Raw genomic sequence first — 25,505 nt, forward strand, 5'->3', positions numbered from 1 at the left:
AACATAAGAAGGTGTTTTTTTCATGTTAAAAACGTTAGAAAATGATATTTTACGCCTCACTGTAGATACTCATGGTGCTGAAATTCATAGCCTTGTAGCTAAAGATACAGGTATTGAATATATTTGGCAGGCTGACCCTAATTACTGGCAAAGATATGCGCCAATCTTATTTCCTATTGTTGGTAAATTAAAAAATGGTCAATATGAATATGATGGAACTGTTTATCGTATGCCAGGTCATGGTTTTGCTCGTGATAAAGAATTTGAGTTTAGCGGACAAACAGAAAATTCTTTGGAATACACATTGACTTATGATGAAGATACATTGAGAATGTATCCATTTAAGTTTAAATTGACAGTTACCTATACTATTAATTTTGCAGAAGTAAAAGTTTCATGGAAAGTAGAAAATCTTGATACAAAAGAAGATATGTATTTTTCCATTGGTGCTCACCCTGCATTTAATTGTCCAATCGGCGTTGAAGGCTCTTTTGATGAACATGAACTCGAGTTTGAACAGACAGAAGCTAATCCATTGACTTCTTATCATGTAAATTCTGCAGGAGTATTTGATGGCGGAGTAGCTCCAGTAAAACTTGTTTATGGTAAAGTATTGCGTTTAAACCATGATTTATTTATTGAAGATGCTCTAGTATTTAAAAAATTATTTTCTGAAGAAGTGAAATTAACTAATACAGCGAATAATCATTTTGTAAAAGTTAATTTCAAAGGTTTTCCATATCTCGGCATTTGGACAAAACCAGTGAAAGCACCATTTTTATGCATTGAACCATGGTATGGTTTAGCTGATAGCACTCAAAAAACAGATTTTTCCAATAAAAAAGGTATATTGCATTTAGCACCAAGTAAGCAATTTGATGCTTCTTATACTATTACTATTGGATAGTCTATAAATTAAATAAATAAAAAAGGAGCTTGGATAAGAAGATATATGACGCTTTTAGATGAAGTTTTACAGGCAAATCAAGCTTATCTTGAACATACACAAGAAGTGAATACTTGGAGTAAATATCCACAAAAACATCTAGCTATTGTTAGTTGTATGGATACGCGCTTGGTTGAATTGTTAGAGCCAGCACTTGGTATTCGTCGCGGTGAAGTTAAAATGATAAAAACGGCAGGCAATACAATAACTAGTAAATTTGATGATGTAATTCGCAGTTTGTTAGTTTGCATTTATCAATTTGATATCAAGGAAATTATGGTTATTGGTCATTATGGTTGTGGTATGGCAACAGCTACTTCAAAAGAATTGATTGATACTATGATAAAACGTGGTATTGATGGAAAAGCTATTGACAAAATAAAAGATGAATTATCCCAATGGATTGATACATTTCACAATCCTAAGGATAATGTGGAAAAAAGCGTAGCAAGTATACATGAAAATCCATTAATGCCTAATGATATCCCCGTACATGGTTTAATCATTAATCCAGATACAGGAAAAGTTGATGTAGTAGTAAATGGTTATTAAGGATAGATAAATAAAACAGAGTATAGCTTATCGAAAGAAAAGTTATACTCTGTTTTTATTTTGTGATAGTCTTAAATATTTATGATATAATTAATAATAATTTGTGGATATTAATAGCTAATGGAGGTTTTTTTATGAATAATATAATCAAAATATGTATAATTTGTACGTTACTTAGTTTCTTGCCCTCGATATCTACAGCTCAAGTGTCTAGTGAATATATGGGAGATAAAAAACAAACATATAGTTTAGCTTATCCAGTAGTAGATATAGAGGATAAAAAGATTGAAGACAAAATAAATGAAGATATTGAAGCACAACTTGAAGATTTAAAAGAAAAGATCGAAAAACATGTATATAGTAAAGTTGATATGACTTATTATGAAAAATATGAAGATGATAATATTATTTCTTTGATGTTTTATGTGAATAAGAAAAAGAAATTCTCTAATAGTATGGAATTAGAAGGTTATACTATCACATATGATAAACATACTGGCGAACGTGTACCTATGAGTAGATATCTAAATATCAATTTAGAGCAATTGCAAGATGCTTTGAATAACAGCCAAGCTTATGCAGTTGATGGCTTGGATAATGGTGTTAATTTATCAAAAAGAATACCATATGTAAGTCATAATTATTTTATTTGTCATGATGGTTCAATAGGTTTATTGTATCAAGCTGGCGATTTGATGGAAGTGGAAGCTGGTGCTTGCAAGATTGTAGTATCACCAGAAACTATTGCCAAAGTAAATGAACTAAATAAAGCTAATGAATAAAAATAAAATATAAAGTGGGTGATAGTGTCATGGAAGATTATGGATTATTAGCCATTTTAGTTTTTTTTATATTTTTGTTGACAGTAGGTTTAATAATAACAAAAAAAGTAGAATTTGTACGTGCTTTGCCAGCTTTTGGCATAGTTACAGCGATATTAGCTGGCACTCCCATAACAGGCAGTGAATATAGCATTGCTGATTATGTTATTGTAAAAGGAGCTACGACTTTAGCTGAGCCGATGTTTATTTATATTTTAAGTGTGATGCTGGCAATATTTATTGTAGAATTTAAATTAGATGAGAGTATAAATCATTTATGTTTAAAGTATTTGCAACATAATTTAAAAGGTATCTTATGGGTAGTAGCTATTTTGACAATAATCGTTTCTAGTATAATAACAAATTTTAGTTCGATAATTTTGATTGCGATTATATTTATGCCTATTTTGTTAAAAATAGGATTTAATAAGCAAGGTTCAGTCGTGTTGTTGTTATTATCTAGTGCGATAGGTAGTTGCTTAAATCCTGAATATCATATTTTGTACGCTAATTTATTGTCATGGAATATTGATAAAGTAAAAGATTTTTATTATATCATGGCAATTGTTGGTGTTATAGCTTTAGTTTTTTATATTTTCTTGAACAGTAAATATGTTAAAGATATTGAAAGCATAGATTATGAGCAGAAAAATATAAAAGTAAATTGGCAGGGATTATGTACTATTTTCATACCATTTATAGCTGTTTTTGGCTTTAAATTAAATATTGAAACAGGTTTAATTTTAGCTTTATCTTATGGCTTTTTAGCTATGGGTTCCAAACAGCCATTTATGGATATGTTGGAATTATTGAAAGTTAGTATTTATAAATCTACAAGGGTTATTATTTTATTATCAAGTGTGGGGATTTTTATGCATGCTGTGAAGACTCCAGAAGTTGTAAATTTAATGGCACCATTATTATTGCATTTAATGCCAAAATCGCCAACGCAATGTCTATTATTTTTCACGATATTATCACCACTTGTTTTATACAAAGGGCCTTTCAACTTGCAAGGTATGGGAGCAGGTCTAAGTGCTGTAATAATATCTTCAACATCTATGAATCCTATGGTATTAGGTATGGCACTATTATCGTTGAATAATTTGAGAAAAATGATGGACCCTTTAGATGTGCAAAATATAGCTTTGATGCAATATGTAGATGTGGATACTAATTTAGTTATCAAGAAAATTTTGCCTTATGCTTTGAGTATAAATTATATTATGTTGTTTTATGCCTTAGTAGCTGTTGTATAAAAATAATAAAAAATGCCTTCATAAAGTTTTTAGCTTTAGAAGGCTTTTTTTTATTTTAAGCGTCTTTTAAGAAAGCACTATATCCTTTTTTAGTTTCATAAACATCGATTTTGCTAGTGATTTCCCATGGGGAGTGCATATTCAATACAGCAACACCGCTATCTATTACTTGCATACCATATAGAGCCATGATATAAGCGATTGTTCCGCCACCGCCTAAATCTACACGACCAAGTTCAGAAAATTGAATAGCTACATTATTTTTTTCCATGATGGCACGGATATTGCCGAGATATTCAGCATTAGCATCATTAGAGCCAGATTTTCCACGAGCTCCTGTGAATTTATTAAATGCCATGCCATGACCAAGGTAAGCGATATTTTTCATATCAAAAGAACCTTTATACAAAGCATCATATGCAGAAGTTACATCAGAGGATAACATTTTGCAATTAGCAAGACAACGTCTTAATGTTAAATCGCTATATTGACCGAGTAAATTCAAAATTTCAGCTACTGCATTTTCAAAAAAGCGAGATTGCATACCAGTAGCACCTACAGAGCCGATTTCTTCTTTATCTACGAGAAGACAACAAGCTGTGCGAGTCATATTTTTTGTTTCAAGCATAGCTACTAAAGAAGTATAAGCGCAAACTCTATCATCTTGACCGTAAGAGATGATCATACTACGGTCAAAACCAGCTTCTCTAGCACGACCAGCAGGAACTACTTCAAGTTCAGCAGAGAGGAAATCTTCTTCTTCGATACCGTATTTTTTGCCAACGATTTTTAAAACATTTGCTTTTACAGCATCTTTTTCAGCGCCATCAAGAGGAATAGAGCCAACTAAGATATCGAGGTTTTCACCTTCAATGACTTTAGCAGCATTTTTTTGCATTTGTTCTTGTGCTAAATGAATTAATAAATCTGTTACGCAAAATACAGGGTCATTATCATCTTCACCGATATTGATATCAACAATAGTTCCATCTTTTTTGGCTACAACACCATGGATAGCAAGTGGAACAGTAACCCATTGATATTTTTTGATACCACCATAATAATGTGTATCCATATAAGCAAGTCCACCATCTTCATAAAGTGGATTTTGTTTGATATCAAGGCGAGGACTATCGATATGAGCACCTAGAATATTCATGCCATTTTCCATAGGTTCAGAACCGATATTGAATAATACAACAGATTTATTCATACATACGGAATAAACTTTATCACCAGCTTGAAGTGTTTCTTTATTAGTGATGATATCTTTTAAATCTCTATAACCAGCTCTTTGAGCTTGGAAAATAATTTCTTTTACACATTCACGTTCTGTTTTGCATTTACTTAAAAAATGACGATAGTTTAAGCAAAGTTTCTCTAATGCTTTTTTTTCAGAAGCGGAATAATTATTCCAAATATCTTTTTTAGCATTTTTTAATGCTTTTTTATCTTTTTTTTCTTTAGCCATATATAAACACCTCTTAAATGATAATTATTATATGCATAACAATTTTATTATAGCAAAGATTAAAATAAAATTTAATTATTAATTGAGATTTTTTATAAAGATACAAAAAAAGGCTAGAATTTTCTAGCCTTTATTTTATTTCAGTGATAAATTCCCAGTCTTTGATATCTGTTATACCAAGACCATTATTTTCATTTAAAATGATATGATTTTGTTTATAGGATATACCGCCAACTATAGGGTCTGTGGCAAGTAAATCAGCAGCATCTAAATCGGCTTTGGTAATGATGGATTTACCACCAGCTAAACTAGCAGATGCTGTAATTCCTACTTTGGACTCAAGCATACAGCCCATCATACATTCAACATCAGATATTTTTGCCATATCAGCGATTTTTAGGGCATTATGGATACCGCCAGCTTTCATGAGTTTGATATTGATTAAATCGCAAGCTCTTTTAGCGAGCAGTTCGAATACTTCATATGTGCCAAAAGCTGCTTCATCAGCCATGATAGGAGTATCTACATTATCTGTTACGAATTTTAGACCTATAGTATCATGAGCAATAACAGGTTGTTCAATAAGTTCAATATTTAAATTTTTATCTTCAAATTGGCGAATGAGGCGAACCGCTTCTTTAGGTTTCCAGCCTTGATTGGCATCTAGGCGAATGTTTATTTCATTGCCTACAGCATTTCTAATGGCAATAATGCGTTTAAAATCTAAAGCTGAGTCATTGCCAACTTTGATTTTTAAGTCAGTATAACCATTATTTACAGCTTCAATGGCATCTTGAGCCATGATTTCAGGTTCACGTAAGCTGATGGTTAAATCAGATTTTATATTTGTGCGATAACCACCTAATAATTTATATAGTGGTAAATTACACATTTGAGCAAATAAATCATAAATAGCAATATCTACAGCAGCTTTAGCAGAAGAATTATGTAGCATCGCTTTATCGATTTGGTTGCAGATGGTTTCTAATTCGCAAATATCTAAGCCGATTAATTTAGGTGCAATGATATCATGAATAGCAGAGACTACAGACGCTTGACTATCACCAGTGATGACAGCAGTTGGCGGAGCATTGCCAAAACCTATATTGCCTGTATCAGTGATTATTTTTATGATGATATCTTCGGCAAAGTCAACACGGCGCAGAGCTGTTATAAAAGGTTTTTTTAAGGGAATTTTGACTTTACCGATTTGAATTTTTATGATTTTCATAATGAATAAGACCTCAAAATATGATTATTTTTCAAATAGCACATCAATAGCAGTCATTGCCATAGCTTTAGCACCGATTAATGCTTGTTTTTTCGCATATTCAGAACCACTGGCATTAGCAAATTCTAAAGTGTGAACAAATAAATTATTGCCAATGCAAATAGTAGGTTGACAAGTTCTAGTAACATGACTGACATTGCCTACATCAGTAGAACCATCAGCAAAATCATCAGGAAGTAGAGTATATTTTTCGCCAAGTAGAGAGAAATTTTCTTGATAATATTGATTTAATAGTTTATCACTGCGCAAGTTTTTATAAAGTGGCTCATAGTGATACATTTTTAACTGTGTTTGATGTTTTAGCGCTATTTTTTGTGCTAATTTTTTTATTTGTGGAAGCATGACTTCTTCTAAATAATCTGTATCAAGACTGCGAATAGTAGCTCTTAGTGTAGCTTTAGCTGGAATGATATTAGGAGCTATGCCACCATCTGTGATAATTGTGCCAATGATATTAGGTTTAGTAAAGCTTTGCTTAAGCTTTTTAAATTCTTGATAAAAATCTACAAGTGCATCTAAAGCATTAATACCGTGATATACAGGGTCAGCTACATGAGCTTCTTTGCCTAGAAATGTTATTTCTAAAGGGTGAGTAGCAAAAGATGTGCCACCGATAGTTGTTTTATCATCAGGGTGAATGATTAAACATGCTTGTAAATCATCAAAATAACCATTATCAGCAATATTTAATTTAGCGCCAATAGTTTCTTCAGCAGGACAGCCGAAGATTACTGTCTGGGCAATTTTATCTGTTACAGCATTGAAAGCTAATCCAGCCCCTAGACTCATTAAAGAAATGAGATTATGACCACAGCCATGACCAATATCAGGAAGGGCATCATATTCAGCTAAAAAGCCGATTTTTTTATCTCCATTTCCTTTAGTAGCAATAAAAGCAGTAGAAAATGTGTCTTTGAGAATAGGCGTGAATATAAATTGAAATTCTTCTAAAAGTTTTTTGAGATAATTTACCGCTTTTATTTCTTGCATACTGATTTCAGGATGTTGATGAAGATAATCAGCAATTTTGGATAAGACGGGTTCGAGTTTATCAATTTCTTGACAGACTAATTGTTTTAAATCTTGTTTGTACATAAATAAAATCTTTCTAAAAATAAAATTAATTGATGAAATTAATAGAATTAACGTAATTTACAGTGAGCTTCACTAATGAAAAAATTAATATTATCGTCAGTAATATTAATAGTAGCATTTACACCTAATGGCAAAAATGCATTTGTGCGTTCATGCCCTGCTGGGAAATTATAAATTGTAGGAACTTTGGCTAAATTAGCATACTGCTCTAAAACTTCTTTAACAGTAAATTCATAAGGTTCTTGTTTATTTGGTTGGCAATGAGAAAAATTGCCGAAGATTAAACCTTTGATGTCTTTTAGTAAACCGTTTTGCCAAAGTTGACGAAGCATACGGTCGATAGCATAAGCATCTTCACCGATATCTTCTAAGAATAAAATACTATTTTCCCCTTTTAATTCATAAGGAGTACCGCAAAGAGAAGTGATAACGCTTAGATTGCCACCGATTAACTTACCAAATGCTCTACCTGGATAAAATGATTCTAAATCATGTTTTTTAGGTAGTGGAAAAGCACCGAGTGGAACAGACATACGAAGACCACGACAAAAAGAAGAAATCGTATATTGCGTAGGTTTTCGTGATAAAGTTTTGAGCATAGGTCCATGAATAGTAACAAGTCGGCTATTTTGTCCAATGGCAGTATGAAGAGCTGTAACATCGCTAAAACCTATTAATAATTTTGGGTGTTTGCGGATTAAATCATAATCTAATAAATCAAGAATGCGTGTACAACCATAGCCACCACCAAAACATAAGATAGCATCAACTTCATCATCAGCAAAAAATTTATTGAGTTCACTTGCTCGCAATTTATCAGAACCTGCGAGATAACCTTCATTTGTTTTTAAAGTTTTGGAGATTTTTGTTTTATAACCCCATTGATGTAAAAGTTCAATGCCAGGAGTATAATCAAAATCTGCACAAGCAGTAGCTGGCGCTATGATGCCAATACAACTACCAATGCCAAGAATTTTGCCTTTGTGGCGAGTCTTCATCATAAAGGAAGCCTCCTTTATTCATAAATATTATTAATAAATCTAATTATTAGAATAGCATTTGAATAAGTATGAGTCAATTAAATGTTTTGACTTTATTGAAAATATAAAAGAAAAAACCATTATATTTAAATATATAATGGTTTTACTTATAAGATTTATTCTTTGGAAGCTTTTTCAGGGGAATTTTCGATATATGCTTCTTTAAAATCGATAGTGCCTAATATTGACCAGCGATAATTTTTTACATAAGGTTGAGCTATATAAGGTTGAGTAGTGTAATAAATCGGTAAGACAACAGCATCGTTCATTAAGATTTTTTCAGCTTCATGCATTGCTTGCATGCGAATTTCTTGATTATTTGTATTTTGAGCTTTACGAACTAAATCATTATAGAGTGGATTGTGATATTGACCATCGTTATTTTCATCAAGATATACGTCCATAAAAGTCATTGGGTCAGCATAATCTCCAATCCATGAAGCACGAGCTACTTGGAAATTTCCTGTATTTCTAGCGTCTAAATACACTTTTGATTCTTGATTTAAAAGTTCTACATTGACGTTTAAATTTTCTTTCCACATAGCTTGGATTACTTCAGCTACAGCTTTATGCATTTCATTTGTATTATATAAAATAGTTATAAGAGGAAGACCTTCGCCATTTGGATATCCGGCTTCACTGAGTAATTCTCTTGCTTTTTGGGGATTGTATTCTACGAGATTGCCACCTTCACGGCGAAAATCTTGTTTAGTTATAGGATTAGTAAGCCCTGGAGGAACCCAAGCATAAGCTGGCTCTTTGCCACCTTTAATTACATTATTGACAAGTTTTTCTCTATCTACAGCCATAGAAAAAGCTTTACGTACTAGAGGATTATTAAATGGAGCTTTTTGTGTATTGAAACTATAATAATAAGAGCCTAAATAAGGACTCATCTTGAATAAGCCTTCTTTAGTCAAGCGTTCCTGTTCAGAGATTGGCGGTTCTACAGTGATATTAGCTTGACCACTTTCTACCATAGAAACACGAGTGGATTGAGATTCACTGATAGGCCATTGCATATTTTCAAGTTTAACTTTATCTTTATCCCAATATTTATCATTTTTGACAAATTGTAATTGATTAGAATGTATCCAATGAATTAAAACGAAAGGCCCATTAGAAACAATTTTATCATTAGCTGCCCAGATTTCAGGGTCTTTTTCAACAACATGACGTGGTACAGGATAATAAGCATGAAAGGCAGTTAAATTTAAAAAATATGTGATAGGTGCTTTTAATTTTACATATAGAGTTTTATCATCTAAAGCTTTTACCCCTACTTGGTCAGCAGATACTTCTTGTTTGAAAAAGGCTTCACCATTATTTAATGGATACATCATATAAGCATTTTCAGAAGCTGTTTGAGGGTCAAGTACACGTTTCCATGCATATTCAAAATCATGGGCTGTAAGAGGTGTACCATCATTCCAGAGAAGATTATCACGCAAATGGAATGTGTATTCTGTGCCGTCTGGAGAAATATCCCAACTTTTAGCTGCTGCTGGTTGAGGTTGTTCATGTTCATCTAAACGAGTCAAACCTTCAAATAAAGCAAGTTCTACATTTGATTCAGCAAGAGCAGTACTTTTAGCAGGGTCTAAAGTAGATGGTTCGCTTTCTAAAGCATAGCGAACAGTATCATCAGTCATAGCTTCATCATTACAACCGCTGATGAGGAAACTATATACTATGAATATAGAAATTAAAATTAATTTAGGTGAAATAATTTTAAACATATAATCAGTCCTTTAATGATTAAATAATCAAATTTATTTTTGTGCTAGATAATTATAAATATATTGCCCTAATTTTCCTATTTCACGACCACCGATAGCATTTGATTTTAAATTAGAAGCAAAAATAATAATACTATAAGTGCCAAAATCTGCTTCTAAAATACCACCATCATGTTCGACAAAATCAAGCATACCTGTTTTATGATGGAATATGATATCTTCATCCCAATAATAAGGAATGCGGTCTCTAAATTGTTGGCGAGCTAAGATTTGCCATGCGATATTAAACCTTGCTAAATGACGATTATCATAGATATGACAAAGTAATTTATGGTAATCATTTACAGTTAAATAATTTTCTTTACCTTGCTTACTTGCTTCAAAATCCATCATATAACGTTGAATTTTTGTCTGTTTTAAATTTAATTTATCAGCATAGGCTTGAATATTATACATACCTAATTTTTTTATGAGAATATTTGTGGCTAAATTATCACTAAGGACAATCATTAAACTAGCAAGAGCTTTGATGCTGACTTTTGTATCGCTATCCATTTCTTGTAATGCGCCACCACCTTCAACATGTGGTACATAATCAATAGAGATTTTTTCATTAAAATCTAAATCACTAGCGCATAATGTAGCTAAAATAAGAACTTTAATCATACTAGCTGATTTATGAAGGTGATTTCCATTTAAGCAAATTGTTTCTTGGGGATTTTTCAGATTGCAGATTAAATAAGACCAATCTCCATCTAATTTTTGTACATAATCATTTAGATAATTTTGTAATTTATTCATGATAACACATCTTTTCTGTATAATAATTAAATTATTATCTATTATATCATACTGTACACGAGAGCCAAAATACGTGATAAATACCTGCTATAATGGAGTTTAGAAATACTGTATACAGTATTTAATTGTAAATTTGTAAAAAATATCTATGCAAGATAAAAATGACGTGCTATAATGATTTACGTTAAATACAGAAAAGGTATATAAGTAAAATTTATATACCTATTTTATTTTTTTTATTTTATGATTTGTGAATAAAGATATTTCTATCAAGGAGTTGTGGTTTAATCATGAGTTTAAAAAACGCATATTTACAGAAAGTTTACGACAAAGTAGTAGCTAAAAATCCAAACGAAGCAGAATTCCAACAAGCAGTTTATGAAGTTTTAGAATCTATTACACCTGCAATTGAAAAAAATCCTGCTTATGAAAAAGCTAATATTATTGAACGCATGGTTGAGCCTGAACGTATGATTACTTTCCGTGTAACATGGGTTGATGATAATGGTAACGTACAAGTAAATCGTGGCTATAGAGTACAATTTAACTCTGCTATTGGACCATACAAAGGTGGTCTTCGTTTACATCCTTCCGTATGTGCTTCTGTAATTAAATTTTTAGGTTTTGAACAAGTATTGAAAAATTCTTTGACTACTCTTCCTATGGGTGGCGGTAAAGGCGGTAGTGATTTCGATCCAAAAGGTAAATCTGATATGGAAATCATGCGTTTTTGCCAAAGCTTCATGACTGAACTTGCAAAACATATCGGTGCAGATACTGACGTTCCTGCTGGTGATATCGGTGTTGGTGCTCGTGAAGTTGGTTACTTATTTGGTCAATACAAACGTCTTCGCAACGAATTCACTGGTGTATTAACTGGTAAAGGTTTATCCTTCGGTGGTTCTTTAGTAAGAACTGAAGCAACTGGTTATGGTTTATGCTATTTCGTTGAAGAAATGTTAAAAGATAGCAATACATCTTTTGCTGGTAAAGAAGTTGTAGTATCTGGTTCTGGTAACGTTGCTATTTATGCTGCTGAAAAAGCTATGGAATTAGGTGCAAAAGTTATTGCTATGAGCGATTCCAATGGTTATGTAGTAGATAACGATGGTATCAAACTTGATGTTGTAAAACAGATTAAAGAAGTTGAACGTAAACGTATTAAAGAATACGCTGAACGTGTTGAAGGTGCACAATATCATGAAGGTTGCAAAGGTATTTGGACTGTTAAATGTGATATTGCACTTCCTTGTGCAACTCAAAATGAAATTGATCTTGAATCCGCAAAAGCTCTTGTAGCTAACGGCTGTAAAGTTGTTGGTGAAGGTGCAAATATGCCTTCCACTATTGATGCAATCAACTATTTCTTAGATAATAAAGTTCTCTTTGCTCCTGCAAAAGCTGCAAATGCTGGCGGTGTTGCTACTTCCGGTCTTGAAATGAGCCAGAACAGCGAACGTTTAAGCTGGACATTTGAAGAAGTAGATGCAAAATTACATTCAATCATGGTAAATATCTACAAAAATGCAGCAACAACTGCAAAAGAATATGGCTTTGAAGGTAACCTCGTAGTAGGTGCAAACATTGCTGGTTTCTTAAAAGTAGCAGATGCTATGCTTGCTCAGGGCTATGCTTATTAATAAGTAATTTAAAATATAGAATAAAGCAATTAAAAGTGCAGAAATTTATTTTCTGCACTTTTTTTATTTTATAAAGCTGTCGTTAATGAATAAGAGTTTATAAATATCAAAAATAAATTCTTATTTAATAATTATTATTAATATGATATAATTAATAGTATAAAACTAGGATTTATAAATGATTTTAAATTTGATAATAATATAAATAAGGAGGATATATTTTGTCTGATTTTATAACAGTAAAAGGAGCGAGAGCTCATAATTTAAAAAATATAGATGTAAAAATTCCTCGTGATAAATTAGTAGTAGTAACAGGATTGAGTGGCAGTGGAAAATCTTCATTAGCTTTTGATACGATATATGCCGAAGGTCAACGTCGTTATGTAGAGTCTTTATCTGCATATGCTAGACAATTTTTAGGGCAGATGGATAAACCAGATGTTGATTATATAGAAGGATTATCACCTGCTATATCTATTGACCAAAAGACAACAAGTCATAATCCTCGTTCTACAGTGGGAACAGTTACCGAGATTTATGATTATTTGCGTTTATTATTCGCTAGAGTGGGAAAACCTCATTGTCCAAAATGTGGCAAGCCTATCACTCAGCAGACAGTAGACCAAATGGTAGATAATATCATGAGTTTGCCAGAACGCAGTAAATTATTGATCATGGCACAAATCATTCGTGGAAAAAAAGGCGAACATAAAAAAGTATTGGAACAAATTCGCAAAGAAGGTTATGTGCGTGTACGCATTGATGGCGAAGTTATAGATATTAATGAAGAAATTAATCTAGAAAAAAATAAAAAACATACGATTGAAGTTGTAATCGACCGCTTGATTGTGCGTGAAGGCATTGAACAACGTTTAGCAGATTCACTTGAAACTGCTTTAGATATAGGTGAAGGAATTGTCTATGTACAAGTAGTTGATGGTGAATTATTGATGTTTAGCCAAAATTTTGCTTGTATAGATTGTGGTATCAGTCTGCCAGAAATTGCTCCGCGTATGTTTTCATTTAATAGTCCATATGGGGCTTGCCCTGAATGTAGTGGACTTGGCAGTCATCAACAATTTGATATAGATTTAGTAATGCCAAATAAAAATTTAAGCCCAGCAGAAGGTTTATTTGCACCATTATCTAAAAATCCAGCTTCTTATGCTATGGTACAGATTGAAGCTGTATTGAAAAAATATGGTTATACTTTAAATACTCCATGGAATGAAATCGATAAAAATATTCAAGAGTATTTGATAAATGGTTCAGGTGAGGAAAGATTTAATTATTCATATGTGAATATGTATGATGAATATAAAGAGTATTTTTCACCATTTGAAGGTGTAATGCCTATGCTTGAGCGTCGTTATAAAGAAACTAATTCAGATATAATGCGAGAATCATATGAAGCATATATGAGCACTACACCATGTCCAAAATGTAAAGGGGCAAGGTTAAAACCAGAAGTATTGTCTATCACTATTGGCGATAAAAATATAAAACAAGTAACAGATATGACTATCGCTGAAGCTAGTGAATTTTTCAAAAATCTAAAATTCACTGAGCGTGAAGAAATCATTGCTAAACAGATAATGAAAGAACTTCATGCTAGATTAGGCTTTTTACTAGATGTAGGATTAGAATATTTAACATTATCTAGAGCGGCAGGCACTTTATCTGGCGGGGAAGCTCAGCGTATTCGCTTAGCTACACAGATAGGTTCAGGGTTAGTGGGAGTATTATATATTTTAGATGAACCTAGTATAGGACTTCATCAAAGAGATAATAATAGATTATTAGCTACATTAAAACATCTTCGTGATTTAGGAAATACATTGATTGTGGTAGAACATGATGAAGATACTATGTATGCAGCAGATTGTATTATTGATATAGGGCCAAAAGCAGGAGCTGGTGGCGGTGAAGTAGTAGCTCAAGGAACTGTTGAAGAAATCAAGCAAAATTTAAATTCAATAACAGGGCAATATTTAAGTCGTAGAAAATATATACCAGTACCAAAAGAGCGAAGAAAAGGCAATGGCAATTTTATTGAAGTTGTCGGTGCTAAAGAAAATAATTTAAAAAATATAAATGTAAAATTTCCATTAGGTGTATTTACTGTAGTAACAGGTGTTTCTGGTTCTGGAAAATCTACTTTGGTAAATGAAATATTGTATAAAGGTTTAGCAAGTAAATTATATACAATAAAAGGGAAACCAGGTAAACATAAAGAGATAAAAGGCATTGAAAATATAGATAAAATCATCAATATTGACCAATCGCCAATAGGAAGAACACCTCGCTCTAATCCTGCGACATATACAGGTGTATTTGATAGTATTCGTGAATTATTTAGTCAAACTAATGAAGCGAAGATAAGAGGATATAAGCCTGGTCGTTTTAGTTTTAACGTTAAAGGTGGACGTTGCGAAGCTTGTCATGGTGATGGCATTATAAAAATCGAAATGCACTTTTTACCAGATGTATATGTTCCATGCGAAGTTTGTAAGGGAGCGAGATATAATCGTGAAACTTTAGAAGTAAAATATAAAGGGAAAACTATATCTGATGTACTCAATATGACAGTTGATGAAGGCTGTGTATTTTTTGAAAATATACCTAAAATTTATCGCTATATGAAAGTATTACAAGATGTAGGACTTGGTTATATTCAATTGGGACAGCCAGCGACAACATTATCTGGCGGTGAAGCACAGCGTGTAAAATTAGCTTCTGAATTAGCTAGAAGAAGTACAGGCAAAACTCTGTATATTTTAGATGAACCGACAACAGGACTGCATACAGCAGATATTCATCAACTTTTAGATGTATTACAGCGATTAGTTGATGGTGGAGATACTGTAGTTGTCATTGAACATAATCTTGATGTGATTAAAACAGCAGATTATTTGATTGATTTAGGTCCTGAAGGTGGCAATCGCGGTGGTACTATTGTAGCTAAAGGAACACCAGAAGATATAGCTAAAGTAAAAGCTTCATATACAGGGCAATTTTTAAAACCTTTACTTGAAGAAGGAAAAAGATTAAATAAACGAGATGCATAAAAATAAAGACCTTAAGCCAAATGACTTAAGGTCTTTATTTTTTAGTATAAAAGGGGTTAAAAAGCACTATATAAAGTATATAGTGAGGAGAATAAAAGCATTACAAATATAATGCGATTAAACATTTTTTGAGAAAGATAAGGGAATAATTTATTACCAATCCATAAACCAATGAAACAAAATGGTAATAAATAAATTGATTGTTCTATTGCGAAAGTAAAGTCAGTATTTCCCATTAAAAAGATAATAATTGCACTTATATTAGTAATAGCAAAATAAGCGATACAAGTAGCACGCATGGAAACTTTATCACGATTAGCATTTGCTAAATATAAGATTAAAGGAGGGCCACCCATACTAGTGGCAGTCGTCAAGATACCGGATAACACACCGGTAATACCTGTTTTCAATGTAGTTTCTGTAATCTTTTTATGATTTAATTGCATGATTATCAAGAAAAATAAGATAATTAAACTTACAAAAATTTTTAATATATTATTAGGAGCAATCTGAAAGATTAATAAACCGAGAGGTTGTCCAAGTAAAGAACCTATAAATAAAATCAAAAGAAAACGATAATCTACATTTTTTCGCAGTGCAATAGCAAAAAATATATTGATTACTACACAAATAACTTGAAGAATTAGTACTACTTGTTTAGGATCGTAAACCATTAAAAATAATGGAGTAGAAACAATTGATAGTCCAAATCCTGTCAAAGATTGAATTAGTGTAGAGCCAAAACCGATAAATATAGCTAATATAAGATTTAGATTTATATCGGACATAATATACACCTCATTAAATATTTAATTATATCTTACAAAATATATTTTATAAGATTAAAATATAAAAGTCAAATATTATTTTCTGAATATATCTTGAAAAATATATTTGACAAAATTTATTTTATAAGATAATATATAACTTGTAAAAAATAATATTGAGGTGATAAAAATGATGACAGTTTTAGAAAATCATGAATTGATTGCCAAGATATCTAGTCATGGTGCGGAATTACATAGTTTGTATGATAAAACAACTAAGACAGAATATATTTGGCAAGGCGATAAGACATATTGGTCATGGCATGCACCGATTTGTTTTCCAATTACAGGTAGGGTACATAATGATGAGTATATTTTTGAAAATAAAAAATATGCATTAACAGTTCATGGCTTTGCTAGAGATTATGAATTTTCATTATTAAAAAAGACTGAAAATAGTGTTATTTATGAATTAATTTATAATGATGAAAGCTTAAAAGTATATCCATTTAAATTCTCTTTACAATTAGAATATGTATTATCAGAAAATGGATTACAGGTGAATTACACAGTAAAAAATCTAGAAGATGCAAATAAAGATATATTTTTTGCTCTAGGTTTACATACTGCTTATAATTGCCCATTAGAGAAAACAGATGATTTTGAAGATTATGAATTAATTTTCGAACAAAAAGAAACGGCTAAAAGACATTTTCTGAGTAACGGAATTATTAATAACGAAACAGCAGATTTATTAAATGATGAAGATACTTTAGCTATAAGCAAAAAATTATTTGAAAAAGATTTAATTTTGTTGAAGCAAATTAAATCAAAATATGTTACTTTGAAAAGTAAAAAATCTGGTAAGTTCGTAAGAGTATATTTTAATAATTTCAATAATGTAGGATTTTGGACAAAACCACAGGGGGCACCATTTGTTTGCATTGAGCCTTGGAATGGTTTACCGGATGTAAAAGATAAATATGTAGATTTTTCAGAAAAAGAAGAAATTTGTAAATTAAAATCAAATGAAGAATTTAACTGTAGTTACAAAATAGAAATTAAGTGATTTCTATTAAGATAAGTAAACATTTAATAACTAAGGGGGAGTAGTTATAATGAGTAGTTTAGAACAGACTGTTTCAACTACAAAATTAAAGTTGAAGGAAAAGATTGCTTATGGATTAGGAGATGTTGGTAATAACTTTTTATTCGATTTAGGGCAGATATATTTATTAAAGTTCTATACAGATATATTAGGTTTGCCAGCTATTTGGGCAGGTTCTATTTTCTTAGTAAGTAAAGTTTTTGATGCTTTTGCCGATATGTCTGTAGGTACAGTAGTAGACTCAGGTAAATTTAGCAGTAAAAAATTAGGTAAATTTAGACCATTTATGATTTATGGACTTATACCATTGGGATTAATGACCGTAGTTTGTTTTACCAATCCAGATTTTAGTGTTACTGGGAAATTGATATTTGCGTATGCATCATATATGTTATTTGGTTTAACATATAGTATCGTAAATATTCCATTTGGTTCTATTGCTTCTGTAATGACACAAGATCCATTGGAACGTTCACAATTAGCAGCTTTCCGTCAAGCTGGTAGTAATACAGGTTTGTTGATTACAACAGTTGCATTTATGCCAATTGTGTTGTTATTTGATAGTGAAGAAACAGGTTATTTCGTAGCCGCTTGTGTTTTTGCTATAATGGGTGTTTTGGTTACATTATATTGTGCTTTAAATATTAAAGAACATGTAAAAGTAGATAGAAAAGTTCATGAACGTGTTCATTTAGGAACTGCATTTAAATCTATTTTGAAAAATTCTCCATTATTAATTTTATGTTTAGTAAACTTATTCACATTCTCAGCTTTTAACGTAAAATTAGCTGTACAGGTATATTATTGCCAATACATTTTAAATGATATGACAATCATTCCTTATATGGGCTTCTTCAGTATTGGTTGTGTATTTATCGGTGTTGCTTTAGTAACTCATATGGTAAAATGGCTTGGTGGTAGAAAACAAACATATATGTTTGGTTGTGCTGTATGGGCTGTTGGTGATATTATCAACTATTTATTTGTAACAGATCCAACAATGTTTATCGTATTCTCTTGTGTTGCTTTCTTTGGTAGTTCTTTTGTAAATAGCTTAAACTGGGCTTTAGTAGCAGATGCTGTTGAATATGGTGAATATAAAACAGGTGTAAGAGCTGAAGGTATTGTATATTCATTCTTTACTTTCTTTAGAAAATGCTCTCAGGCAGTAGCTGGCTTTGTACCAGGTTTAGTATTAACAATGGTAGGTTATGTGCCAAATGCTGTTCAATCTTTAGAAGCATTAGAAGGTATTAGAGGCTTGATGTTTATCTATCCAGGTGTACTTGCTATTGCAACTATTATTGTAATGGGCTTCTTCTACAAATTAAGTGATCAAAGATTTAGAGAATTATTATTTGAATTACAAAAAAGAAAAAGCCAACAAGCTAAGCAATAAACTATAGAAAAATAGAAAAAATATCTCCTTACATTGAAAATATACATTAAAAATATGTTAAAATAGAAAAAGTATTAATTAAGAGTATTATTGTGAGGAGAAAAAGAAATGGCTTTTAGTAAATCAGCGCCTATTCAATTACATTATCAATTAGCAAATGAATTAAGAAATTATATACAAAGCGGTTCTTGGAATATTGGAGATTTATTTCCTACTGATAGGGAAATTATGGAAAAATACAAAGTCAGTGCAACAACTGTTCGTAGAGCAGTAAAACAGTTAGTTGAAGAAGGCTGGATCGAAAGACAACCAGGTAAAGGAACTTTTATCAAAAAAGAACCAATAAAAGAAGAATTAGGCAAATTGACAGGCTTTTTCGAAGAAATGACAAATAAGGGATTTGTGCCTAAAGCTGAAGTTTTAGATATCATAGAAGTTGATGTAGATGAAGCTTTGTTGAAAAAATTTCCTGAAGTAAAATTATTAAATGAAGAAAAAGTTATGTTAATAAAGAAATTGCATAAAATAAATGATAAAAAATTGATTTATGTTAATAGTTTTTGGAAATTAGAATATGGTAAAGAATTAGCTAAATATGATTTATCTAATACAGGTGTATATGAAATTGCTGATAGATTTTTAAATGTACAATTGACTAAAGCGGAAGAAACAATTTCAGCGAAAGCTGCATCTAAAGAAGAGGCAACTCTTTTGGATATAAAAAAAGGAGAGCCTGTATTGTTGATGGAACGATTAAGCTATCAAGACAATGTTCCTATAGAATATGCATATAATGTTTATAGAGCAGATAGATATCGTTATAATATAACTTTGCATAAAAATCAGATAAATAAAGAAATAGTAATTGGTTAATCAAATGGTATAGGTCTTCTAAAAAAAGGGAGACCTATACTCTAAAATATATCTTGAAAAATATATTTCAATGAGTATAATAATAGATAAGGATAATTTTAATTTTGTTGAAAATGATTTAAATATGATAAGGTGGTAATAATATGGCTTTAGTTACATTAAAAGAACTTTTAGGAAATATAAAAGATAAAGGTGCTGTAGGTGCATTTAGTACATATGATTTATTTACAGCTCAAGGAATTATAGCGGGAGCAGAAAAAGTTAACATGCCAGTTATTTTAATGATTGGTAGCGGTCCATTAAGTAAACCAGGTAATTTCGAAGTAGGAAAATTGATGGTTAAATTAGCTCAGGAAGCAAAAGTTCCAGCTACTGTATTCTTAGACCATTCAAAATCTTTTGAATTATGCATGAAAGCTATTCAATTAGGTTTCAGTTCTGTAATGATTGATGGTTCTCATTTACCATTTGAAGAAAATGTAGCACTTACTAAAAAAGTAGTAGAAGCTGCTCATGCAGTAGGCGTATCTGTAGAAGCTGAATTAGGAGCTTTAGCAGGTATTGAAGATGGTGAATCAGTAGCTAATGCAAAAGTTACAGATCCAAAAGATGCAGCTAAATTTGTAGAATTAACAAATGTAGATGCAATGGCATTATCCATTGGAAATGCTCATGGATTATATAAAGGTGTTCCAAATTTACATTATGATGTTTTAGAAGAAACTGCAAAATTAATTGATACTCCACTTGTATTACATGGTGGTACTGGTTTGAGTAAAGAACAATTTGCAAAATGTATTGATTTGGGCGTAAAGAAAGTAAATATTGGTACAGAAATCAAACGCTCTTTCATGGATACTTTCACTAACTTACATTTACAAGATAAAGAAGCATATGATTTTGTAAATATTCCACAAAAAGCAAAAGAAGCAGTAGCAAATACAGTAGAACAAAATTTAAGATTTTTTGCTGAAGGCTGGAAATCTGAATTGAAATAAGATGAGGTAGATTTGAGATGACAGTTAGTATGACAACAAATAAAAAAGTAAATAAGATAGCTGTTGTACAAACTGGAGGTTGTAGTGCAGTTATAAATTCCACTTTAGCTGGTATTGTTGAAAATGCTAAAGCAAGTGGTTTAACAATATATGGATTATTAAATGGTTTTGAGGGTTTATTAAATAATAAAATTATAGATTTATCAGTTTTGACAAAAGAACAGATTGATAAATTAAGAAATACTCCAGCTATGTTTTTAGGTTCAAGTCGAATGTTTTTGACTAAAGAAATTTTTAAAGCAATTCCTCAAAAATTAAATGAATTAGGAATAGATGCTTTGATAATGATTGGTGGAAATGGAACTATGTATGCAGCGAAAGTAATTCATCAATCAGCAGTAGAGCAAAATATAGATTTAGTAGTAGTTGGTTCACCAAAAACAGTAGATAATGATATGTTTGGCATTGAATATAGCCCAGGTTTTGGTAGTGCTGCTAAATATATTGCGCAATTAGTTAGAGATATAAGCGTTGACCTTGAATCTATGAAGACATTTGAACAAGTTCGCATTATTGAAGTTATGGGTCGTTCTGTTGGGTGGTTAGCAGCTGCTAGTATGCTTGCTAAAAGAAGTGAAAAAGGTGCACCACATTTAATTTATTTACCAGAACATGATTTTAATGAAGCTGAATTTGTAGAAGATGTAAAAAAAGTATATGAAGAAAATGGTTTTGTAGTAGCTGTTATTGGTGAAGGTATTCATGATAGCGAAGGAAATCCAGTCGGTTCAAATCCATTTGCTGATGTAAAACAGGCAAGCAAAATTTATGGTGGAGCTTCCACTTATTTAGCATCACTTATCAGTGAAAAATTAAATTTAAAGGCACGTGCTCAAGATTTAACTATGGCACAGAGATGTTTTGGGGCACTACGTTCAGATATTGATGAGCAAAAAGCTTATAAAATAGGATTTGTAACTATTGAAGCATTAAAAGACAATCATGATAATGAAATGATTTGTTTAGCAGATAATAATGAAGATTATTATACTATTGCTTTAGAAGATGTTGGTGGCAAAGAAAAGAAAGTGCCTGATGCTTTTTATGATGCTAAAAATAAACAAATGACAAAAGACTTTAAAGAATGGATTATGCCAATTATTGGCAATTTTGATGATAAGTATTTATCTTTAAGCGATATGAAATAAAAAAAGGACGTGTATATATTATGGCAATTAAGGCGGTATTTGTTCCATTAGCGAGAACTACTTTTTATATGCCTAGTGCAGAAGAAAGTTTTAAAAACTCTGTAAATGTTTTAAAAAATATTTTTGAAGATATAAAAGTACCAGAAGCTTTAATAACTGATCCAGCTGATTTAACAGCTTATTTAGATGAAGTAGATAAAGCAGATTTAATTATTTATCAATGTACAACATTTATCGGCTCTGAATTTATGTATGAATTAATGCGTAAATTTAAATGTCCTGTGATTATTTGGGCAATCAGAGAACCATCTATTGATGGAACAAGATTAAAATTAAATTCTTTAACAGGAGCATTTTCTGCTGGTAATAGTGTGTATACACAAGATAGAGATTTTGATTTTGTCTTTGGTAATCCAGATGAACAATATGTAATCGATGAATTTACAAAATACAATAAAGCTATAACTTTAATCAATGATTTAAAAGAATTAGTTATTGGTGTAGTTGGTAATCAGCCAGCAGGTTTTGGCTTTGGTGCTATTAATGAAACTGATTTAGTAGGTGCATTAGGTAGCAGAGTTGCTCGTGTAGAAGCAGCAAGCATCATGGAAAAAGCTAAATCTTATACAAGCGAAGAACTTGCAAAAGATTTAGAAGAATTAAATAGCCGTACAATAAACGTAAATATTCCACAGGAAAATATGGAAAAATATGCAAGACTTAGAAAAGCTTTCCAAGCCTTTGTTGATGAAAACAAAATAGGCGCATTAGCTTCTCGTTGTTGGCCTGATTTCTTCACTGGTTTTGGAGCTCCTGTTTGTGCAGTATTATCCATGTTAAATGACAATAATATTCCATCATCTTGTGAAACTGATATCGGCGGTGCTATCAGTATGTTTATCGGCAGTAAATTAACTAATACTGCAACATATTTTGGTGATCCAGTAGCTATTGATGAAGCTTGTGATAGTATTGTTTATTGGCATTGCGGAGCAGGCGCAAGTTCTTTAGCAAATGCATCTTGTGGTGCTAAATTAGGTGTACATCCTAATAGAAAAATTGGCCCAGTAATGGATTTTGGTTTAAAAGCAGGTAAAGTTACTGTTTTAAGATTGGGTAAAGATAAAGATGGTTATAGAATGTTCATTTATAAAGGTGAAGCTTTAGATGAACCACAAAAATTCTATGGTACATCTGTAACAGTAAGACCTGAAAATGGCAATGCAGCAGCATATGTTAAAAACTTCGTTAAAGATGGTTGGGAACCACATTTTGTTATTGCTTATGGCGATATCATAGATGAAGTAAAAATTATGTGTAATCTTTTGAAAATAAGAGTTTTTGAATATTAATTTTGAACATTATAAGAATAGGGGTAAATAAAATGAAAATCGGATATATTGGATTAGGCTTAATGGGTGGCCCTTTAGCTAGAAATTTAATTAGAGCTGGTAAAGAAGTAAAAGTTTTTGATTTAAATGAAGAAAGTATCAAAAGAACTTTAGCAGTAGGTACAACAGGTGTGGGCGTAAAATCTGCAGATGAATTAGCTGATTGTGATGTAGTATTTACAAGCTTGCCATTACCTGTGCATATTAAATCCACTATGATTGGTGAAAATGGGTTATTAAATAAAATGAAAGAAGGTAGTGTTTATATTGATGTAAGCACTATTGATCCACAAACAGCTCAAGAATTAGAAGACTTTGCAGCAGCAAGAGGCATTGGTTTTATGGGTTGTCCACTTGGTAAAGGTCCTGCTCAAGCAGAAAAAGCAGAACAGCCTATTTTTGCTGGTGGTAAAAAAGAAACTTTTGAAAAAGTAAAAGAAATTTTGGAAATCGTTGGTAGCCCTGTATATTATATGGGTGGAGCAACTCAAGCATATGCTTTTAAATTAATTAGTAATATGGTTGGTATGACAAATTTAGCTGTATTATCCGAAGGTATGCGTCTTTGTGAAAAAGCTGGTATTGAAGGTAATTTATTCCAAGAATTATTAGCAGAAACTGGAGCGGATTCAGCTCAACTTCATATGAGAGGACCTTTAATGCTTGCTAATGATTATGCAAATCGTTTTGGTGTTAAACTTGCATTAAAAGATGTTCGCTTAGGTTGTGAAATGGGCGATGCATGGGGATATAGTGCAGAATTTACAAAATTGGCAAAATCTTATTTTGAAAAAGCTGATAATGAAGGCTATGGTATGGAAGATTGCGTAGCTGTATATAAAGTAATTAAATAATTGTTTGATTAGTTTTACGATAAAGAGGTAATTATAATGAGAAAAGCGTTTATTTGTCCAACAAAATATGTTCAAGGTGAAGATGAACTTTTAAATTTAGGTTATTTTGTATCTACTTATGGAAAAACAGCATTGTTGATTGCTCATCCAGATGATATTGCACGTGTTCAAGATAAATTAGATAAAACAGCAGAAAAATTCGGTGTAAAATTTGTAACAAGTTCTTTTAGTGGTCAATGCTCTAGACAAGAAGTAGCTCGTTTACAGGAAGTAGCTAAAGAAAATAAATGCGATTGCACTATTGGTCTTGGTGGCGGCAAAGCTATCGATACAGCAAAATGTGTAGCTCAAGGTGATGCTTTGATTATCGTACCTACAATTGTAGCAACTGATGCTCCAACTAGTCATTCTGCTGTATTATATACTCCAGATGGAGCTTTTGATGATTATGCATATTTCAAACAAAGCCCAAGTGTTATTTTGATTGATACAACAGTTATTGCAAATGCACCAGTACGTTTCTTAGTATCTGGTATGGGTGATGCTTTATCCACATATTTTGAAGCACGTGCTACTACAAGAGCTTTTGCTAATGTAAATGCAGGTCTTCCTTGTGGCTATCGTGAAGGTCTTTGCGGCCCTGCAAAATCAACAAATGCAGCATTTATCTTTGCTAAAACTTGCTATGAAATGTTGTTAGAAAATGGTGTAAAAGCAAAACAAGCTTGCGAATGTAAAAAAGTAACTCAAGCTTTAGAAAATATTATTGAAACAAATGTTTTATTATCTGGTATTGGTTTTGAAAGTGGCGGACTTGCAGCTGCTCATGCTATTCATGATGGCTTAACTATTCTTGAAGGTAGCCATAAATATATGCATGGTGAAAAAGTTGCATTTGGTACAATTATTCAGTTAGTATTAGAAAATGCACCAACAGAAGAATTACATGAAGTACTTGATTTCTGCTTAGCAGTAGGTCTTCCTGTATGTTTAGAAGATATCGGTGTGGATACTATTACTGATGAAGAATTGATGCAGGTTGCAGAAAAATCTTGTATTCCAGAAGAATCCGTACATTCTATGCCATTCCCTATCACTGTAGATGATGTTGCAGCAGCTATTATTACAGCTGATAAAATTGGTAAAGAATATAAAATGAAAAAAATGTCTAAATAATATTTGAA

The 25,505-nt window shown here is 31.6% G+C and carries 21 protein-coding genes; 14 read left to right on the forward strand and 7 right to left on the reverse strand.

Features of this window, described 5'->3' with window-relative positions; translation table 11 throughout:
- Nucleotides 1–22 precede the first annotated feature (22 nt).
- The 4 genes from F553_RS0101210 (at nucleotide 23) to F553_RS0101225 (ending at nucleotide 3,578) form a co-directional block, all read left to right on the forward strand.
- Nucleotides 23–907 (forward strand): aldose 1-epimerase family protein, encoded by an 885-nt coding sequence (locus F553_RS0101210; protein ID WP_018998666.1) that lies wholly within the window; start codon nucleotides 23–25, stop codon nucleotides 905–907.
- A gap of 45 nt (nucleotides 908–952) precedes the next feature.
- Nucleotides 953–1,498: a beta-class carbonic anhydrase gene (locus tag F553_RS0101215; protein ID WP_018998667.1), complete on the forward strand. Its 546-nt coding sequence runs from the start codon at nucleotides 953–955 to the stop codon at nucleotides 1,496–1,498.
- Between the two features lie 134 nt (nucleotides 1,499–1,632).
- A complete protein-coding gene (locus tag F553_RS0101220; protein WP_018998668.1) occupies nucleotides 1,633–2,280 on the forward strand; it encodes a hypothetical protein in 648 nt (215 codons plus the stop codon).
- 29 nt (nucleotides 2,281–2,309) lie between these two features.
- On the forward strand, nucleotides 2,310–3,578 hold the full coding sequence (locus F553_RS0101225; RefSeq protein WP_018998669.1) for a hypothetical protein: 1,269 nt from the start codon (nucleotides 2,310–2,312) through the stop codon (nucleotides 3,576–3,578).
- Nucleotides 3,579–3,633: 55 nt separating this feature from the next.
- Here the strand turns inward: F553_RS0101225 and F553_RS0101230 are convergent, their stop codons facing one another.
- The 6 genes from F553_RS0101230 to F553_RS0101255 form a co-directional block, all read right to left on the reverse strand.
- Nucleotides 3,634–5,049, reverse strand: a complete 1,416-nt coding sequence (locus F553_RS0101230; RefSeq protein ID WP_018998670.1) for an aminopeptidase — start codon at nucleotides 5,047–5,049, stop codon at nucleotides 3,634–3,636.
- Nucleotides 5,050–5,179: 130 nt separating this feature from the next.
- Nucleotides 5,180–6,280 (reverse strand): dipeptide epimerase, encoded by a 1,101-nt coding sequence (locus F553_RS0101235; protein WP_018998671.1) that lies wholly within the window; start codon nucleotides 6,278–6,280, stop codon nucleotides 5,180–5,182.
- Nucleotides 6,281–6,304: 24 nt separating this feature from the next.
- Complete coding sequence (locus tag F553_RS0101240; protein ID WP_018998672.1) at nucleotides 6,305–7,435, reverse strand: amidohydrolase; 1,131 nt, start codon at nucleotides 7,433–7,435, stop codon at nucleotides 6,305–6,307.
- Between the two features lie 47 nt (nucleotides 7,436–7,482).
- Nucleotides 7,483–8,436: a S66 peptidase family protein gene (locus F553_RS0101245; protein WP_008537314.1), complete on the reverse strand. Its 954-nt coding sequence runs from the start codon at nucleotides 8,434–8,436 to the stop codon at nucleotides 7,483–7,485.
- A 155-nt stretch (nucleotides 8,437–8,591) separates the two neighbouring features.
- Nucleotides 8,592–10,214, reverse strand: a complete 1,623-nt coding sequence (locus F553_RS0101250; protein WP_018998673.1) for a peptide ABC transporter substrate-binding protein — start codon at nucleotides 10,212–10,214, stop codon at nucleotides 8,592–8,594.
- Between the two features lie 33 nt (nucleotides 10,215–10,247).
- Nucleotides 10,248–11,015: a serine hydrolase gene (locus tag F553_RS0101255; protein ID WP_018998674.1), complete on the reverse strand. Its 768-nt coding sequence runs from the start codon at nucleotides 11,013–11,015 to the stop codon at nucleotides 10,248–10,250.
- A gap of 290 nt (nucleotides 11,016–11,305) precedes the next feature.
- Here F553_RS0101255 and gdhA point away from each other — a divergent pair, with 290 nt between their 5' ends.
- Nucleotides 11,306–12,655, forward strand: coding sequence for an NADP-specific glutamate dehydrogenase (gene gdhA, locus F553_RS0101260; protein WP_018998675.1), 1,350 nt, complete (start codon nucleotides 11,306–11,308; stop codon nucleotides 12,653–12,655).
- A 221-nt stretch (nucleotides 12,656–12,876) separates the two neighbouring features.
- Entirely contained in the window at nucleotides 12,877–15,723 is a 2,847-nt protein-coding gene (gene uvrA / locus F553_RS0101265) for an excinuclease ABC subunit UvrA (protein ID WP_018998676.1), read from the forward strand.
- A gap of 56 nt (nucleotides 15,724–15,779) precedes the next feature.
- Here uvrA and F553_RS0101270 read toward each other — a convergent pair whose 3' ends face one another.
- Entirely contained in the window at nucleotides 15,780–16,511 is a 732-nt protein-coding gene (locus tag F553_RS0101270; protein ID WP_018998677.1) for a sulfite exporter TauE/SafE family protein, read from the reverse strand.
- 169 nt (nucleotides 16,512–16,680) lie between these two features.
- Between F553_RS0101270 and F553_RS0101275 the strand changes: the two genes are divergently transcribed.
- The 8 genes from F553_RS0101275 (at nucleotide 16,681) to F553_RS0101310 (ending at nucleotide 25,497) form a co-directional block, all read left to right on the forward strand.
- Nucleotides 16,681–17,559 (forward strand): aldose 1-epimerase family protein, encoded by an 879-nt coding sequence (locus F553_RS0101275; RefSeq protein ID WP_026296887.1) that lies wholly within the window; start codon nucleotides 16,681–16,683, stop codon nucleotides 17,557–17,559.
- 49 nt (nucleotides 17,560–17,608) lie between these two features.
- The gene (locus F553_RS0101280; RefSeq protein ID WP_018998679.1) at nucleotides 17,609–18,997 is read left to right on the forward strand and encodes a glycoside-pentoside-hexuronide (GPH):cation symporter; all 1,389 of its coding nucleotides are present in this window, start codon (nucleotides 17,609–17,611) and stop codon (nucleotides 18,995–18,997) included.
- Between the two features lie 108 nt (nucleotides 18,998–19,105).
- Nucleotides 19,106–19,870: a GntR family transcriptional regulator gene (locus F553_RS0101285; RefSeq protein ID WP_018998680.1), complete on the forward strand. Its 765-nt coding sequence runs from the start codon at nucleotides 19,106–19,108 to the stop codon at nucleotides 19,868–19,870.
- A 143-nt stretch (nucleotides 19,871–20,013) separates the two neighbouring features.
- A complete protein-coding gene (locus tag F553_RS0101290) occupies nucleotides 20,014–20,868 on the forward strand; it encodes a class II fructose-bisphosphate aldolase (protein WP_018998681.1) in 855 nt (284 codons plus the stop codon).
- Nucleotides 20,869–20,885: 17 nt separating this feature from the next.
- Entirely contained in the window at nucleotides 20,886–22,076 is a 1,191-nt protein-coding gene (locus F553_RS0101295; RefSeq protein ID WP_018998682.1) for a diphosphate--fructose-6-phosphate 1-phosphotransferase, read from the forward strand.
- A 20-nt stretch (nucleotides 22,077–22,096) separates the two neighbouring features.
- Nucleotides 22,097–23,428 carry a hypothetical protein gene (locus F553_RS0101300; RefSeq protein ID WP_018998683.1) on the forward strand — a complete coding sequence of 444 codons (1,332 nt, stop codon included), beginning with the start codon at nucleotides 22,097–22,099 and terminating at the stop codon, nucleotides 23,426–23,428.
- A 32-nt stretch (nucleotides 23,429–23,460) separates the two neighbouring features.
- Nucleotides 23,461–24,321 (forward strand): NAD(P)-dependent oxidoreductase, encoded by an 861-nt coding sequence (locus F553_RS0101305; RefSeq protein WP_018998684.1) that lies wholly within the window; start codon nucleotides 23,461–23,463, stop codon nucleotides 24,319–24,321.
- Between the two features lie 36 nt (nucleotides 24,322–24,357).
- Nucleotides 24,358–25,497, forward strand: coding sequence for a glycerol dehydrogenase (locus F553_RS0101310; protein WP_018998685.1), 1,140 nt, complete (start codon nucleotides 24,358–24,360; stop codon nucleotides 25,495–25,497).
- Nucleotides 25,498–25,505 lie beyond the last annotated feature (8 nt).

The organism is Megamonas rupellensis DSM 19944 (genome assembly GCF_000378365.1).
Taxonomy (GTDB): Bacteria; Bacillota; Negativicutes; order Selenomonadales; family Selenomonadaceae; genus Megamonas; species Megamonas funiformis.

Bases quoted from the DNA above. Each gene is read 5' to 3' on its own strand.
- F553_RS0101235 (WP_018998671.1), bottom strand. From the start codon at position 6,280: ATGAAAATCATAAAAATTCAAATCGGTAAAGTCAAAATTCCCTTAAAA.
- F553_RS0101290 (WP_018998681.1), top strand. From the start codon at position 20,014: ATGGCTTTAGTTACATTAAAAGAACTTTTAGGAAATATAAAAGATAAA.
- F553_RS0101275 (WP_026296887.1), top strand. From the start codon at position 16,681: ATGATGACAGTTTTAGAAAATCATGAATTGATTGCCAAGATATCTAGT.
- F553_RS0101285 (WP_018998680.1), top strand. From the start codon at position 19,106: ATGGCTTTTAGTAAATCAGCGCCTATTCAATTACATTATCAATTAGCA.
- F553_RS0101240 (WP_018998672.1), bottom strand. From the start codon at position 7,435: ATGTACAAACAAGATTTAAAACAATTAGTCTGTCAAGAAATTGATAAA.
- F553_RS0101280 (WP_018998679.1), top strand. From the start codon at position 17,609: ATGAGTAGTTTAGAACAGACTGTTTCAACTACAAAATTAAAGTTGAAG.
- gdhA (WP_018998675.1), top strand. From the start codon at position 11,306: ATGAGTTTAAAAAACGCATATTTACAGAAAGTTTACGACAAAGTAGTA.
- F553_RS0101270 (WP_018998677.1), bottom strand. From the start codon at position 16,511: ATGTCCGATATAAATCTAAATCTTATATTAGCTATATTTATCGGTTTT.
- F553_RS0101210 (WP_018998666.1), top strand. From the start codon at position 23: ATGTTAAAAACGTTAGAAAATGATATTTTACGCCTCACTGTAGATACT.
- F553_RS0101310 (WP_018998685.1), top strand. From the start codon at position 24,358: ATGAGAAAAGCGTTTATTTGTCCAACAAAATATGTTCAAGGTGAAGAT.
- F553_RS0101255 (WP_018998674.1), bottom strand. From the start codon at position 11,015: ATGAATAAATTACAAAATTATCTAAATGATTATGTACAAAAATTAGAT.
- F553_RS0101295 (WP_018998682.1), top strand. From the start codon at position 20,886: ATGACAGTTAGTATGACAACAAATAAAAAAGTAAATAAGATAGCTGTT.
- F553_RS0101250 (WP_018998673.1), bottom strand. From the start codon at position 10,214: ATGTTTAAAATTATTTCACCTAAATTAATTTTAATTTCTATATTCATA.
- F553_RS0101230 (WP_018998670.1), bottom strand. From the start codon at position 5,049: ATGGCTAAAGAAAAAAAAGATAAAAAAGCATTAAAAAATGCTAAAAAA.
- F553_RS0101305 (WP_018998684.1), top strand. From the start codon at position 23,461: ATGAAAATCGGATATATTGGATTAGGCTTAATGGGTGGCCCTTTAGCT.
- F553_RS0101225 (WP_018998669.1), top strand. From the start codon at position 2,310: ATGGAAGATTATGGATTATTAGCCATTTTAGTTTTTTTTATATTTTTG.
- F553_RS0101215 (WP_018998667.1), top strand. From the start codon at position 953: ATGACGCTTTTAGATGAAGTTTTACAGGCAAATCAAGCTTATCTTGAA.
- F553_RS0101245 (WP_008537314.1), bottom strand. From the start codon at position 8,436: ATGATGAAGACTCGCCACAAAGGCAAAATTCTTGGCATTGGTAGTTGT.
- F553_RS0101300 (WP_018998683.1), top strand. From the start codon at position 22,097: ATGGCAATTAAGGCGGTATTTGTTCCATTAGCGAGAACTACTTTTTAT.
- F553_RS0101220 (WP_018998668.1), top strand. From the start codon at position 1,633: ATGAATAATATAATCAAAATATGTATAATTTGTACGTTACTTAGTTTC.